Genomic DNA, 13,936 nt, shown 5'->3' with positions numbered 1-13,936 from the left:
CCCGTCCTCCCCTACTCTTGGTCTATGTCGCCCCGAGAGAGTCAGAACACCGGTACGACCGGCGACCGCGCGGCCGACGAGGACGTCGCCGAGCTGCTGGCGGAGCCTGCCGCCGACCTGAGCACCTCCGACGCGGCCGTCCAGGCGGACGAGCGCGAGGCGCGCGACGGCGGCCCGGAACTGCCGAACATCCCGCTGCTGGATGCCTCCCCGGCCTTCCCCGGCGAGGTCAAGCCGACCTGGCGCGGCTGGATCCACGCTGCGACGTTCCCGGTCGCCATCGCGGCGGGCATCGTCCTCATCAGCCTCGCCCAGGGCGCACCGGCCAAGTGGGCGTCCGCCGTGTTCATGCTCACGTCGATGCTGCTGTTCGGCAACTCGGCGCTGTACCACCGCTTCAACTGGCGCCCGCGCACCAAGATCATCCTGAAGCGCATCGACCACGCCAACATCTTCCTGCTGATCGCGGGAACGTACACGCCGCTCGCGGTGCTGGCGCTCCCACCCGAGAAGGGCATCCTGCTGCTCTCGCTGGTGTGGGCCGGCGCCCTCATCGGCATCGGCTTCCGGGTGTTCTGGATCAGCGCGCCCCGCTGGCTGTACGTGCCGATCTACGTCGCTCTCGGCTGGGCGGCGATGATGTACATCGTCGACCTGGTCGACGCCAACGTCGCGATGATGGTGCTCGTGCTCGTCGGCGGCCTGATGTACACCGCCGGTGCGGTGATCTACGGCATGAAGCGGCCGAACCCGTTCCCCGGGCGCTTCGGCTTCCACGAGATCTTCCACACGCTGACCGTGCTGGCGTTCCTCTGCCACTGGACGGCGACACTGCTGATCGCGCTGCACCCCGCCTACAACGCCGGCTGACCCGCGACCCGCTTGAGTGGAGACGGGGTCAGGTCGGCAGCGCCCTCCGGCCGGTCACCTGCTTCATGACCAGGGTCGACGACAGCTTGCGGACGCCGGGCAGCGCCCCCAGCGGCCCGTCGAACAGCTGCTGGTATCCCGTGAGGTCGGCAGTCAGCACGCGGAGCATGTAGTCCGGGTCGCCGAACAGCCGCTCGGCCTGCACGATGTTCGGGATGGCGAGCACCCCCTCCTCGAACGCCCCGACGGTCTCCGGGTCGGTCCGGTCGATGGTGACGAACACGATCGCCTCGAAGTCGAGCCCGACCGCCGCGGGAGAGACCACGGCGCGGTACTGCTCGATCACGCCGGCGTTCTCCAGCTCGCGCACGCGACGGTGGCACGGCGACAGCGTCAAACCGACCCGCGCGGCGAGGTCGGTGAGGCTGAGCCGGCCGTCTTCCTGCAGTGCAGCGAGAATCTCCCGGTCGATCGCATCCATGCAGCAGATTCTTCCACGAATGCATGCCGGATGCACGAAAGTGGCAAGCACTTTCGGCCTCATACGCCATAGCTTTCCAGTGCACGCAGAGCGCGGGCGGAGGGAGGACGGCGATGGATCCGGCACTGGTCTTCGGCTTCTGGGGCGTCGCGGCCCTCCTCGTCTGCACGCCGGGCGCCGACTGGGCGTACGCGGTCACCGCCGGGCTCGGCGGCCGGACGCTGCTGCCCTCGATCGGCGGAATCCTGTTCGGGTACCTCGTGGTGGTCGTCGCGGTCGCGGTCGGACTGGGCGCGCTCGTCGCCGCCAATCCCGTGCTTCTCGACGTGCTCACCGTCGGCGGCGCCCTGTACCTGCTGTGGCTCGGGATCAGCGGGCTGGCGAGGTCGGCCGCACCGATCGCCGCGCACACGGGCGCGGACGGCACCGTGACCGGCGGCGCGTCGTCGGTCGCGTCCTTCCTGCGCGGAGCCGGGGTCAGCGGGTTCAACCCCAAGGGGCTGCTCGTGCTGGTCGCGCTCGTGCCGCAGTTCACCTCGGCGCACGGAGGCTGGGCCCCCGCGGCGCAGATGCTGATGCTCGGCGGGCTGTTCGTCGCGACCTGCGCGGTCGTCTACCTCACCGTCGCGGTGCTCGCCCGGCGACTGCTGGCTGCACGCCCGCGCGGCACGGTCGTCATGGCACGCGTCTCGGCGATCGCCATGACCCTGATCGGCGTCGCGCTGCTCGCCGAGCGGGTGGCGCAGGCGTTCTGACCCGGACGACCCGCGAGGGGACGGCCGCTACTGCTGCTCGGGCCCGTCGCCCCGGCGCTCGGCCTCTTCCGCATCCAGCTTTTCGGCGATCTCGGCGCGGTAGCGCACGCGCCGGATCCTGCGCACCATGTCGATCACCAGCAGGACGACGACCACGGCCAGCAGGAAGGTGATGACGAAGCCGATCACGCCGGGGGTGACCGAATCGTCGTCGGGCGTCCCGGATGGCGTCGGCGTCGGGGTGGCGGCCAGCAGGACGGAGGCGCGCAGCAGAGCGTCGGCGATCACGCACGCACCTCGGCGACGAGGTCGATCTCGGGCATCCAGGTCTCCACTTTCGAGTCGATGAGCGGCGACTCCTCCGTCGGCCGGGCGGCCCGCAGGATGTCGGTGGGCCAGGAGGCGCCAGCATTCACAGCTTTCTCTCCTAGTCTGGTCTCAGCCTACCGTCGCCCGGCGGGAGGCTCCTGAGCGGAAGGCGGGACTGGACGGCATGGCGGTGCACGCATGACGGCGACCCCGACTCCCCCGGTTCCCACGCCATCGGCCTCCGCGCCCTCGGCTGCGACGCCGCGCGTCCCCACGCTCGACACCCGCTACGGCCGCACCCCCCAGCGGAAGCGGCGCGACCGCTGGCTGCTCATCGGCGGAGCGGTCGCCCTCGTCGCGATCGTCACCGGGTGGGTCTTCTGGGCCGGCTGGGACAACAACCAGGCGAACCTCGAGACGACCGACACCGCCTACACGATCCCCGACGACCATCACGTCGACATCTCGTTCACGATCAATGCGCCGCCGGGCACGCCCGTGACCTGTGCCCTCCAGGCGCTCAACGAGGACTTCGCGATCGTCGGCTGGCGCATCGTCGAGTACCCCGGTTCGGAGACGCGCGTGACCTCCCACACCGAGTCGATCCGAACGATCATGACGCCCAACACGGGTTTGATCAACACCTGCTGGCTGACCTAGTATTGTGCGGATACGCCCCGGCCGTGGCCGGGGCGTCGACTTTAGCACCGGTACCGAACCGGACCATCTGCTCGCGTGCTGGCCGCCCCGTGGCGGCAGCCGCAGGCGCGAAGGAGTTCATCATGTCTCAGGAGTCTCAGGTCACGTTTCTGACCCAGGACGCGTACGACCGTCTCGCGGCCGAGCTCGAGGAGCTCAGCGTCAACGGCCGCAACGAGATCGCGAAGCGCATCGAGGCGGCCCGCGAGGAGGGCGACCTCAAGGAGAACGGCGGCTACCACGCGGCCAAGGACGAGCAGGGCAAGATCGAGGCCCGCATCGTCCAGCTGACCAACCTGCTGCGCAACGCGACGGTGGGCGCGGCGCCGGAGAGCCACGGCGTCGTCGAGCCCGGCACCGTCGTCACCGCGACGATCGCGGGCGACGAGAGCGTGTTCCTCATCGGCAACCGTGAGATGGCGGCCGGGACCGACCTCCCCGTCTACAGCGAGCAGAGCCCGCTCGGCGCGGCCATCCTCGGCCTGAACGTCGGCGACACGACCGAGTACACCGCCCCGAACGGCCGTCAGATCGCCGTCGAGGTCACCAAGGTCGAGACCTACACCGGCCAGTAACGCCCACCGCACCCCGGCACCCACGCGAACAGCTCCTGAGTTTTTCCGCCGTTTCTCCGCGAAACGAGCGAAAAACTCAGGAGCTGTCGGCGTTATTCGTCGTCGACGACGGGGTCGTAGCCCGCGGCACGGAGCGCGTCGATGACCTGACGGCGGTGGTCGGTGCCGCGCGTCTCGACGCTGACGTCGAGCTCCACCTGGCTGAGCTGCATCCCGCGCCCGTGCCGGGTGTGCAGCACCTCGACCACGTTGGCGTTGACACCGGCGAGGATCTCGGCGATGCGCGCCAGCTGGCCCGGGCGGTCCGGAAGCATGATGGTCAGCTTGAGGTACCGGTCGGAGGCGGCGAGACCCTGGCTGATGACGCGCTGCATGAGCAGGGGGTCGATGTTGCCGCCCGAGAGGATGGCCACGGTCTTTCCGTCGGCGGTCACCGATCCGGCGAGGATCGCGGCGACACCCGCGGCGCCGGCCGGCTCCACCACGAGCTTGGCGCGCTCCAGGAGCAGGACCATCGCGCGGGCCATGTCGTCCTCGGAGACGGTGACGATCTCATCCACCGCCTCGCGGACGATCTCGAAGTTGAGCGCGCCGGGGCGACGCACGGCGATGCCGTCGGCAATCGTGCCGGTGAGCGAGATCTCCGTCGGCGCCCCCGCCGCGAGCGACGGAGGGTAGGCGGCCGCGTTCGCCGCCTGCACGCCGATGATCCGCACCGTTCGCCCGGAGAGCGCCGCGCGCTGCTTGATCGCGCTGGCGACGCCCGAGATCAGGCCGCCCCCGCCGATCGGGACGATCACGGTCGCGACGTCGGGCACCTCGTCGAGGATCTCGAGGCCCAGCGTGCCCTGGCCGGCGATCACGTCCGGGTGGTCGAACGGCGGGATGAGCACGGCGCCGGTCTCGGCCGCGAAGTCGGCGGCGGCCTCGAGGGTCTCGTCGACGACGCTGCCGCTGAGCACCACATCCGCCCCGTAGGCGCGCGTGGCCTGGAATTTGGGGATGGCGACGCCGACGGGCATGAAGATCGTCGCGTGGATGCCGAGCTCGCGGGCGGCGAAGGCGACGCCCTGTGCGTGGTTGCCCGCGGAGGCGGCGACGACGCCGCGTGCGCGCTCCTCCGCGCTCAGCTTCGACAACCGGTTGTATGCTCCGCGGATCTTGTAGGAGCCGGTGCGCTGCAGGTTCTCGCACTTGAGGATCACGGGGGCGCCGAAGACGTCGCTCAGGAAGCGGGAGGTCTCCATCGGCGTCGGCTGGGCGACGTGGGCGACGATGGCGCGCGCAGCCTCGAACTCGTCCAGGCTGGGGCCTGCGAACGGGGTGCGCGTGTGATCGGTCGCGATTGCCACCCGCTCAGCCTAGCGGCGCTCGTATGCCGGCGACTGTATGCATATCGGCGCTACGGCCGCGCGGGCGGGCGCCGCACCGGCCGCGGCACCGTCTCCCAGATCGCGCGTTCTGGTGACGTGTAGTCGGTCGGTGCGGCGTTCCGCCAGACGCCGCTCGCCACGTAGTGCACCATCACGTTGAGGACCGCCACGAACGGCACGGCGAACAGCGCGCCGGGGATGCCGGCCAGCAGCGATCCCGCCGCCACGGCGAGCACCACGGCGAGCGGGTGCACCTTCACGGCGCTGCCCATGATGAGCGGCTGGAGGATGTGCCCCTCGATCTGCTGCACCAGCAGGACGACGCCGAGCATGATCAGCGCGAACACCCAGCCCTTGAAGACGAGCGCGATGAAGATCGCGAGCGCCCCGGTGACGACCGCGCCGACCACCGGGATGAACGATCCGAGGAACACCAGGACCGAGATCGGGATCACCAGCGGCAGCCCGAGGAAGAACGCGCCGAGGCCGATGCCGAGCGCATCGATGGAGGCGACGAGCACCTGCACCTTGGCGAAGTTCCGGAGCGTGACCCAGCCGGCCTTGCCCGCGCCGTCGATCGCCGCGCGCGAACGCTTGGGGAAGACGCGGACGATCCAGCCCCAGATGCTCTTGCCGTCGATGAGGATGAAGATCGTGCTGAACAGGGTCAGCAGAGCGCCGGCGAAGACATGCCCGAGGGTCGAGCCGACCGACAGCGCGCCGGAGAGGAAGACCTGGCCGTCCTGCTGGATCGACTTCCCGATCGACGCGAACGCGTTGCTGATCTGGTCGGGGCTGAGTCCGAGCGGTCCGCTGGTCAGCCAGGCCTGCAGGTCGTTGAACGAGGCGACCGATTGCTTCTGCAGCTCGCCGCTCTGCCGCGTCACCTGCCAGATGGCCAGGTAGAGCAGGCCCCCGACGACGATGACCAGGGTGATCAGCACGACGACGATCGCCAGCCATTTCGGCCAGCGGTGCCGCACGAGGAAGTCCTTGAACGGCACGAGCAGACCCGAGAGCAGCACGGCGATGAGCACCGGGATGACGATGAGCTTGAGCTGGATGATCAGGAAGATGACGACGGCGAGGACCGCGCCGATCACCAGCAGCCGCCACGACCAGGCCCCGGCGATGCGCATCCCGCGCGGGACGGTCTCGTCCGCGTCCTCGATCGGCTCGCCGAGCTCTCGCCGGCGGCGCTGGAACCAGGCGCGGGCGGGGGCGCGGTTGGCCTCCTGGCCGGCTCCGGGCGCAGTCGTGGGCGACGGGACGGGGCGGTCGGTGTCGGACATGACCGTCAGTGTAGGCCGCGGCCGTGTCCCTTCGGAGAAACGCGGCCGCGGCTCTCGGCCCCTTGACAGCGAGCCCGGTCAGAGCTGCAGGATCAGGGGCGGGTACTCGATGACCGTCCGGTACCACTGCCAGCCGGCCCCTCCGGTCTGCTGGATGGAGGCGTACGTCACCTGCGTCGGCGGGACGTGCTTCAGCCCGACGACGACGGCGACGTTCCCGTTCACCGTCCGTGCGCCGAGCCCGGTGGGCGTCGTGCCGCCCGCGAAGCCGCCGACGGTGAGGTTCACGCTGCCGTTCGTCGCGATGACGAAGGTGACGACGTAGTCGCCCACCGCCGTCGCTCCGTAGTCGCCCGGCGTGAAGTGCACGGAGACCCCCGGCCCGCCGGACGGTGTCGGGCGGTACGTGAACGACGCGTAGGGGGTGCCGGTCGTGTCCGTCTGCATGATGTCGGACGCGATGAGGGTCAGGTTGGTCCGCCCCTTCCCCACGGTGTGGGTGGGGCTGATGGTGTCGATGGGGCGGAACCACGGGAAGGTGATGACATCGTGCACCGAGATGCGGTGCGCGATGTCCGTGAGGGACTGGGTCTTCTCGAACGTTGCGGGATCGATCTGCACAGCGACTTCGGCGTCTTCCCCCGCACGTCCACCCCGATTCGGAGTCTCGCTGGACATGCGCGGACTCTACTCCGCGGTCAGCGCGCCGGGACTGCCCCATTTCCCGCGTCGCGCGGCGCGACGGTGACCGGCGAACCGGTAAGGCCGACGGCCACCCGCTCGCCCGGTTCGGGCCGCTCGCGGGCGCCGTGCTGCAGCGACAGCTCGGTGCCGTCCTCCAGCCGGACGCGCGTGCGCCGGAGGGCTCCGAGGAAGCTCGTCGTCAGCACGACGGCGGGGATGCCTCCGGCGGTGAGGACGACGTCCTCCGGCCGCAGGTAGGCGGTCACCGGACCCTCCACCGCGTCGGAGGCAAGCGGCACCTCGTGCCCGAGGACCGTGAGCCGCCCACCCGCGACGACTCCGTCCACCCGGTTCGTCAGGCCGACGAACTCCGCGACGAACGCCGTCGCCGGGCGGTGGTAGAGCTCCTCGGGGCTGCCGATCTGCTCGATCCGGCCCGCGCGCATCACCGCGACCCGGTCGGCGACGGCGAGCGCCTCCTCCTGATCGTGGGTGACGAAGAACGTCGTGATGCCGAGTTCGGTCTGGATGCGGCGGATCTCGTCCCGCAGCTGCACCCGGACCTTCGCGTCGAGCGCCGACAGGGGTTCGTCGAGCAGCAGGACGCGCGGCTCGGTGACCAGGGCGCGGGCGAGCGCGACGCGCTGCTGCTGACCGCCGGAGAGCTGGTGCGCGTACCGGCCGGCGTGGTGGTCGAGGCCCACCAGTTCGAGGGCTTCCGCCGCGCGGCGGCGGCGGTCCGCCGGGGCGACCTTGCGCATCCGCAGACCGAACTCCACGTTCTGCCCGGCGGTGAGGTGCGGGAAGAGCGAGTACGACTGGAACACCATCCCGAGGTCGCGGCGGCTGGTGGGCTCGTCGGTGACGTCGCGGCCGTCGATGAGGATGCTGCCGCTGTCCACCCGCTCCAGCCCGGCCAGCGAGCGGAGCGCGGTCGTCTTGCCGCAGCCGCTCGGGCCGAGGAGCGCGATCAGCTCCCCGGGCGCCGCCTCCAGGTCGAAGCCGGACAGCCCGACGCCGCCGCCGAAGTCGCGGACGAGGTCGCGCAGCTCGACGGTGGAGCCGGTGCGGGAGGAGAGGAGCGGGGTCTCGAGGGCGGTCATGTCAGCCTTTCGCGGTGCGACGGCGCCGGACGCTCACGAGGCGGTCGACGACGACGAGGAGGATGAACGCGAACACCAGCGCGAGGAGCGCGAAGATGACCGCGACGAAGGGGTCGGACTGCGACACCAGCAGCAGGGAGGTCTGCAGGTTGACGCGGGAGAGCAGCGAGGCGATCGTGAACTCGCCCAGCACCACGGCGACGGAGAGAGCGGAGGCGGCGAGGATGCCGCGGCGCAGGTTCGGAACGAGGACGCGCCAGAACACCGTCCACCAGCCGGCGCCGAGCGAACGGGCGGCCTCGCTGAGGGTGATCATGTCGACGGCGGCGACGTTGCTCTGGATCGCCCGGTAGGCGTACGGCAGGACCGTGATGCCGTACGCGAAGGCGAGGGTCCAGGCGCCGGAGCCGAAGAGCTGGGTCACCACCGCGTAGGTCGGAGCGAGTCCGACGACCATCACGATCGCGGGGATCATGATCGGCAGCAGGCAGATCGCCTCCAGCAGCCGCCGCAGCTTCGGGAAGCGCAGCTCGACGAGCACGATCGTCGGCAGCAGCACGAGGAGGACGATCGCGACCGTCACGACCGCGAGCACGAGCGAGTTGCCGAGCCCCTGGTAGACGCGGTCGTACCGGGTCGTCTCCCCCGAGAAGACGGCCACCCAGCGGTCGAGGTTGTAGACGCCGGGCTTCGCGGTGCGCAGGGTGAACTCGACCATCGAGAACAGCGGGATGAGGAAGAACAGCCCGAGAAGCGTCCAGATCACCGCGCGGACGACGGGACCGGGGCCGAGCCGGAGCTCGTGCGCGCGGCGCCGGGCCGGGCGCGGCCGGGCCGAGCGGGCCTCGACGGCGCGGCTCACCGCTGCCACCTGGCCGTCCGTCGCACCAGCGCGGAGTAGCCGAGCATGACGACGACCATCACCACCAGCATCCCGAGCGCCATCGCGCCGGCCAGGTTCGCCCGGCCGAGCACGGTCTCGCTGATCAGCGCCTGCCGGATCTGCAGCGAGACGATGTTGTTGGCCTGCCCGACGAGGGCGGCGGCCGTCGCATACGACGAGAACGCGTTGGCGAAGAGCAGCAGCAGACTGCCGAGGAACGACGGGAGGAGGATGGGGCCTCCCACGCGCGTCCAGTACGTCCAGCGGCTGCCACCGAGGGTCGCGGTCGCCTCCAGCCACTGCGGGCGGAGTCCCTCCAGGGCCGGCATGAAGGTGATGACCATCAGCGGGATCTGGAAGTAGAGGTACGGGAGGATGAGGCCGGGCACCGTGTACAGCCACACGCCGTGCTCGTAGATGTTGATGTGCGCGACGTTCCGCAGCAGCACGGTCACCAGCCCCTGCGCGCCGATCGTGGCGATGAACGCGAAGGCGAGCATGACGCCGCCGAACTGGGCGAGGACGCTGCTGGCCGAATCCACCAGGGAGCGGGTCACGCCGCCGGACCGCGAACGGAGGAGGGCGAAGCAGAGGGCCGCCCCCGCGATCGCGCCGACGACGGCGGTCACGGCGGAGAGCCAGAACGCGCCGAAGAAGGAGCCGGCGATGGCCGGCTCGGCGAGCCCGGTCAGGTTCGCCCAGGTGAAGCGGCCGGCGTCGTCGAGGAATCCGCTGCCCACTGCGACGACGGTCGGGACGGCGAGGAACACGATGACGTAGAACGCGAACGGGGTCAGCCCCAGCACGGCGGCCGCGCCGCCCCTGCGGCGTCGTCCCGGCCGCTCGGCCGCGGCCCGGGCCGACGACGGCCGCCGCCGGATCTCCGTCTCGGAGATTCCGGCGGCGGCGCGTCCGACCGCAGGCGCCGCGGCGCCTGTGACGGTCTCGGTCATCAGCCGACCGCGTTCGCCCACTTGGCGTTCAGGAGGGTGCCGGCGTCGGTGGCCTGCTTGTCGTTCATGACAGCCACCTTCTCCAGCTTGCCCGGGAACTCGGCCTTGTCGAGCGTCCCGGCCTTCTCCATCGCGTCGACGCGCGCCGGGTAGGCGCCGCCCTTCAGCCACGCGTTCTGGGCGGCGTCGCTGTAGAGGTACTCCTCCCAGAGGCGCGCGGCCGCGGGGTGCGGGGCGTCCTTGTTCACGGCCTGGTTGTAGTACCCGACGTACGCGGTGCCCGGGAGCACGACGTACTTCCAGTTCACGCCGCCGCCCTTGATCGTGTCGGAGGTGGCGTAGCCCTTCTGGTTGAACGACCAGTCGAGCAGCACCGGGGTCTCGCCCGAGGCGATGGTGTTCGGCTTGCCGTCGGCGGCGTTCCAGTTGCCGGCCTTCTTCAGCTTGGTGAACCAGTCGATGCCCGGGGTGAGGTCGTCGAGCGTCCCGCCGTTCTGCAGGGTGGCGTAGGCGACCGCTCCGGCCGCGGCGGCCGCCTGGGTCGGGTTGCCGTTGAGCGCGACGGCGCCCGCGAACTCCGGCTTCAGCAGGTCGTCGAACGACTTCGGCGGCGTCTTGATCTTGTTGGCGTCGTAGCCGACCGCCATGACGCCGTAGTAGCCGACCTTCCAGAGGCCGGTCTTCTCCTTCTGGCTGTCGGGGATGTCGTCCCAGCCGGTCGGCTTGTACGGCGCGAAGTACTCGGTGTTCGCGAGCGCGACCGAGGAGCCGATGTCGAAGGTGTCCGGAGCGGTGTCCTGGCCCTTGAGCTTCTTGGCAGCGTCGATCTCCTCCTGGCTGGAGGCGCTGTCCTGGCTCGGGTTGATCGTGATGCCGTACTTCTTGGTGAAGCCGTCGAAGATCTCCTGGTAGTTCGCCCAGTCGCCCGGGGTCGCGATGATGTTGAGGCTGCCCTCCTTCTTCGCGGCCGCGACCAGCGCGTCCATCCCGCCGGCGGACGCGACGTCGGTGGCGGTGCTGATCTTCGCGGTGTCTGCGGTGCTGGCGCTCGCGCCACCGGAGCAGGCGGAGAGCGAGAGTGCGACGACGGCGGCCGCGGCGGCGAAGCCGGCGACACGTGCGCGCTTGTTGATCACGGGTTTCCTCCAGTGCAAGGTGTCGACCGGGCGGAGCGCCCGGACGTCGTCACGGTAGGAAGGTCAGGCGTCCGGACGGTCGCGTACCGGTGACGCAGCGGTGAACGTCCGGTGTCCGGGGTTGTCGATAGGGTCGTCGCGTGGTCGAACAGGTCTCCCCCGCACTCGCACGTCGCATCGCCCTGGCCGCGCAGGGCTTCGGCCGGCCGCATCCCGAGACCGTGGGGACGCGCCAGCTCAACGGCCTGATGGACCGCCTGCGGCTGTTGCAGATCGACTCGGTCAACGTGTTCGAGCGCAGCCACTACCTCCCCGCGTTCGCGCGGCTCGGCGCCTACGACCGCACCCTGCTCGACCGGCTGACCTTCGACGCTCGCGGCCCGTACACCGAGTACTGGCCGCACGAGGCCGCCTTCCTGCGCACGGAGGACTGGCCGCTGTTCGCCTGGCGGATGCGCGCCTATCGCGCCCGGTACGGCGGACCGGGGAGCTGGTTCGAGGTCAACGAGAGCACCGTGGAGTGGCTGCGCGGCGAGCTCGCCGCGAACGGTCCGCTGGTCGCGGGCGAGATCGAGCACGACGCGAATCACCGCACCGGCCCGTGGTGGGGCTGGTCGGAGGTGAAGCGCGCCCTGGAGCGGATGTTCCTGTTCGGCGAGGTGGCCATCGCCGGGCGCACCCGGTTCCAGCGGCGGTACGGACTCGCCACCGACGTGCTGCCCGCGAGCGTGCTGGAGCAGACCGTGAGCGACGAGGACGCGATCCGCGAGCTCCTGCGCCGGGCGGCGGTCGCCCACGGGATCGGCACGGCGCGCGACTTCGCCGACTACTACCGCATCAAGGGCCCGCGCGTCGCGACGGCCCTGCAGGAGCTGGAGGACGCGGGTGAGCTCGTGCCCGTCCAGGTGCCGGGGTGGGAGAGCGCCGGGCGTCCGCTGCGCGCGTGGATGCACCGCGACGCGCGCAAGCCCCGCCGGGTCGAGGCGGCCGCGCTGCTGTCGCCGTTCGACCCGGTGGTCTGGTACCGCGACCGGGCCATGAGGATGTTCGGCTTCCACTACCGCATCGAGATCTACACGCCGGCGCCGAAGCGCGTGTACGGCTACTACTCGCTGCCGATCCTGCTCGACGACGCCCTGGTCGGGCGCATCGACCTCAAGAGCGACCGGCAGGCGGGCGTTCTGCGCGTGCAGTCCGCCTGGACGGAGCCGGGTGCTCCCCCCGCGACGATCGACCGGCTCCTCCCGCTGCTGGAGACGACGGCCGCGTGGCAGGGGCTGGAGCGGGTCGAGGTGGCCGAGGGCGCGCGCGGCGACCTCGCGCCGCTCCTCGCGGACGCGCTGCGGCCCGGGGTAAGGTTCGGGGCATGACGACGTCACCGCTGGACTACCTGGATCAGGACGGGGCCGACGAGGCCGACTACGAGACGCCGATGCGCGAGCTGTACGCGTACCACGACGGCGACACCTGGCTCGACGGGATCGTGACCGGCGTCAAGCCGCACGCGGCCGCCGACGGCGGCACGCTGGTGCAGTTCGACGAGCGGCTGTGGGTGCCGGCGCGCGAGGTCCGGGAGTCGGACCACTACATCGCCGTTCTGCTGAACCCGGACTCCGAGGTCTACGCCGAGGTCATCCAGTCGTTCGTCGACGGGAAGCCGAAGGACGTCATCCGCGACGTCTCGATCATCGGCGACGGCGACAACGTCGGCACCGAGTGGCACCTCCTGGACGAGCCCGCCACCGGCACGCGCGTCCGCTACCGCTACACGGGCACCGCGGAGCTGCCCGAGCCCGACGAGGACGCGACCGCCACCGTCTGATCCGCCGGGCCGCGAGTGCGGGCTTGCGTCACGTCTGCGGGTGCGCGCGCACCCGCAGACGTTCCGGGAGAGCGCACTCGCGCCGCGGGCGGGGGTCCCAGGCCGGGGTTATGTGGTGCGGCGCTGCAGGGTGAGGGCGCCGAACACGACGGCGGCGACCGCGAACGCCCCGATGATGAGGAGCTGGCCTCCCACGTAGGCGGCGTCGTGGGAGTCGGTGGCCACGGCGTTGAGCGCATCCACCGCGTGCGACAGGGGCAGCCAGTCGCTCAGCTCCTGCAACCCGGCGGGGAGCTGGTCGCGCGGGAGGAAGATCCCGCCGAGCAGGATCTGCGGGAACACGAGCAGCGGCATGAACTGCACGACCTGGAACTCGGTGCGCGCGAACGCGCTCGCGAAGAGCCCGAGCGTGCTGCCGAGCACGGCGTCCGTCACCGCGACGGCGACGAGCAGCCACGGGTCGCCGGCGACGTCGAGCCCGCACACCCAGAGCGCGTACCCCGAAGCGATCAGAGCCTGCACCACCGCGAGAACGCCGAAGGCGAGCGTGTAGCCGAGGATGAAGTCGCTGCGCCCGAGCGGCATCGACAGCAGGCGTTCGAGGGTGCCCGTCCTCCGTTCCCGCAGGGTGGTGATGGAGGTCACCAGGAACATCACGATGAACGGGAACAGCGCCAGGATGGCCGGGCCGATCGTCTGGAACACCGGCGTGTCCGTGAAGATCCACGCGACGAGGCCGATGAGGAGCGCGGGCACCACCAGGAGGAGCACCACGGTGCGCGGGTCATGGCGGATCTGGGTGAGCACGCGACCCGCGGTCGCGAGTGTGCGCGTGGGGTTCACGGCGCATCCACCTCCGTCCCTGGCTCCGGCTCCGCGTCCGGTTCCGCATCCGGCAGCGCGTGCCGGGCGCGGTGCCGCCGCAGCAGGGCGAGGAACGCGCCCTCCGCATCGTCGGCCCCCGTCTCGGCGAGCAGCTCGGCCGGCGTCGCATCCGCGAG

17 protein-coding genes are annotated in these 13,936 nt (G+C 70.8%); 6 read left to right on the top strand and 11 right to left on the bottom strand.

Going from position 1 to position 13,936, the window contains the following annotated elements; translation table 11 throughout:
• Window positions 1–24 precede the first annotated feature (24 nt).
• The gene (gene trhA, locus BLW09_RS05590) at window positions 25–870 is read left to right on the top strand and encodes a PAQR family membrane homeostasis protein TrhA (RefSeq protein WP_089909554.1); all 846 of its coding nucleotides are present in this window, start codon (window positions 25–27) and stop codon (window positions 868–870) included.
• A 28-nt stretch (window positions 871–898) separates the two neighbouring features.
• Here trhA and BLW09_RS05585 read toward each other — a convergent pair whose 3' ends face one another.
• Complete coding sequence (locus tag BLW09_RS05585; RefSeq protein WP_089909551.1) at window positions 899–1,351, bottom strand: Lrp/AsnC family transcriptional regulator; 453 nt, start codon at window positions 1,349–1,351, stop codon at window positions 899–901.
• 113 nt (window positions 1,352–1,464) lie between these two features.
• On the opposite strand from BLW09_RS05585, the gene BLW09_RS05580 reads away from it, so the two are divergent.
• Window positions 1,465–2,106: a LysE family translocator gene (locus BLW09_RS05580; protein ID WP_089909549.1), complete on the top strand. Its 642-nt coding sequence runs from the start codon at window positions 1,465–1,467 to the stop codon at window positions 2,104–2,106.
• 27 nt (window positions 2,107–2,133) lie between these two features.
• Here the strand turns inward: BLW09_RS05580 and BLW09_RS05575 are convergent, their stop codons facing one another.
• Complete coding sequence (locus BLW09_RS05575; protein ID WP_089909547.1) at window positions 2,134–2,394, bottom strand: hypothetical protein; 261 nt, start codon at window positions 2,392–2,394, stop codon at window positions 2,134–2,136.
• Complete coding sequence (locus tag BLW09_RS19255; RefSeq protein ID WP_269457906.1) at window positions 2,391–2,522, bottom strand: hypothetical protein; 132 nt, start codon at window positions 2,520–2,522, stop codon at window positions 2,391–2,393. The genes BLW09_RS05575 and BLW09_RS19255 overlap by 4 nt, the downstream gene beginning before the upstream one ends.
• Before the next feature lie 91 nt (window positions 2,523–2,613).
• On the opposite strand from BLW09_RS19255, the gene BLW09_RS05570 reads away from it, so the two are divergent.
• Window positions 2,614–3,075, top strand: coding sequence for a DUF4307 domain-containing protein (locus BLW09_RS05570; protein WP_089909544.1), 462 nt, complete (start codon window positions 2,614–2,616; stop codon window positions 3,073–3,075).
• Between the two features lie 122 nt (window positions 3,076–3,197).
• Window positions 3,198–3,689, top strand: a complete 492-nt coding sequence (greA, locus tag BLW09_RS05565) for a transcription elongation factor GreA (protein WP_089916643.1) — start codon at window positions 3,198–3,200, stop codon at window positions 3,687–3,689.
• 92 nt (window positions 3,690–3,781) lie between these two features.
• Here greA and ilvA read toward each other — a convergent pair whose 3' ends face one another.
• The 7 genes from ilvA to BLW09_RS05530 all read right to left on the bottom strand — a co-directional run bounded on the left by ilvA (window position 3,782) and on the right by BLW09_RS05530 (window position 11,113).
• The gene (ilvA, locus tag BLW09_RS05560; protein WP_089909541.1) at window positions 3,782–5,041 is read right to left on the bottom strand and encodes a threonine ammonia-lyase; all 1,260 of its coding nucleotides are present in this window, start codon (window positions 5,039–5,041) and stop codon (window positions 3,782–3,784) included.
• A 50-nt stretch (window positions 5,042–5,091) separates the two neighbouring features.
• On the bottom strand, window positions 5,092–6,354 hold the full coding sequence (locus BLW09_RS05555) for an AI-2E family transporter (RefSeq protein WP_089909539.1): 1,263 nt from the start codon (window positions 6,352–6,354) through the stop codon (window positions 5,092–5,094).
• A 78-nt stretch (window positions 6,355–6,432) separates the two neighbouring features.
• The gene (locus tag BLW09_RS05550; protein WP_218857039.1) at window positions 6,433–7,032 is read right to left on the bottom strand and encodes a hypothetical protein; all 600 of its coding nucleotides are present in this window, start codon (window positions 7,030–7,032) and stop codon (window positions 6,433–6,435) included.
• Window positions 7,033–7,052: 20 nt separating this feature from the next.
• Window positions 7,053–8,141 carry an ABC transporter ATP-binding protein gene (locus BLW09_RS05545; protein ID WP_089909533.1) on the bottom strand — a complete coding sequence of 363 codons (1,089 nt, stop codon included), beginning with the start codon at window positions 8,139–8,141 and terminating at the stop codon, window positions 7,053–7,055.
• Between the two features lies 1 nt (window position 8,142).
• Window positions 8,143–9,012 (bottom strand): ABC transporter permease, encoded by an 870-nt coding sequence (locus tag BLW09_RS05540; RefSeq protein WP_089909530.1) that lies wholly within the window; start codon window positions 9,010–9,012, stop codon window positions 8,143–8,145.
• Window positions 9,000–9,998, bottom strand: coding sequence for an ABC transporter permease (locus tag BLW09_RS05535; protein WP_089909527.1), 999 nt, complete (start codon window positions 9,996–9,998; stop codon window positions 9,000–9,002). The genes BLW09_RS05540 and BLW09_RS05535 overlap by 13 nt, the downstream gene beginning before the upstream one ends.
• Window positions 9,977–11,113 (bottom strand): ABC transporter substrate-binding protein, encoded by a 1,137-nt coding sequence (locus BLW09_RS05530; protein WP_089909524.1) that lies wholly within the window; start codon window positions 11,111–11,113, stop codon window positions 9,977–9,979. Before BLW09_RS05530 ends, BLW09_RS05535 begins: the two co-directional genes overlap by 22 nt.
• A gap of 140 nt (window positions 11,114–11,253) precedes the next feature.
• On the opposite strand from BLW09_RS05530, the gene BLW09_RS05525 reads away from it, so the two are divergent.
• Both BLW09_RS05525 and BLW09_RS05520 read left to right on the top strand, forming a co-directional pair.
• Window positions 11,254–12,483: a winged helix-turn-helix domain-containing protein gene (locus BLW09_RS05525; RefSeq protein ID WP_089909521.1), complete on the top strand. Its 1,230-nt coding sequence runs from the start codon at window positions 11,254–11,256 to the stop codon at window positions 12,481–12,483.
• Window positions 12,480–12,935 carry a hypothetical protein gene (locus BLW09_RS05520; protein WP_089909518.1) on the top strand — a complete coding sequence of 152 codons (456 nt, stop codon included), beginning with the start codon at window positions 12,480–12,482 and terminating at the stop codon, window positions 12,933–12,935. Before BLW09_RS05525 ends, BLW09_RS05520 begins: the two co-directional genes overlap by 4 nt.
• A 108-nt stretch (window positions 12,936–13,043) precedes the next feature.
• Here the strand turns inward: BLW09_RS05520 and BLW09_RS05515 are convergent, their stop codons facing one another.
• Window positions 13,044–13,778 (bottom strand): ABC transporter permease, encoded by a 735-nt coding sequence (locus BLW09_RS05515; RefSeq protein ID WP_089909515.1) that lies wholly within the window; start codon window positions 13,776–13,778, stop codon window positions 13,044–13,046.
• Between the last annotated feature and the right edge of the window lie 158 nt (window positions 13,779–13,936).

Source organism: Leifsonia sp. 21MFCrub1.1, from assembly GCF_900107895.1.
In the GTDB taxonomy this organism is placed as follows: Bacteria; Actinomycetota; Actinomycetes; order Actinomycetales; family Microbacteriaceae; genus Leifsonia; species Leifsonia soli.
The sequence above is the reverse complement of the archived record's forward strand: the minus strand, read 5'-3'. Positions and strand labels throughout refer to the sequence as shown.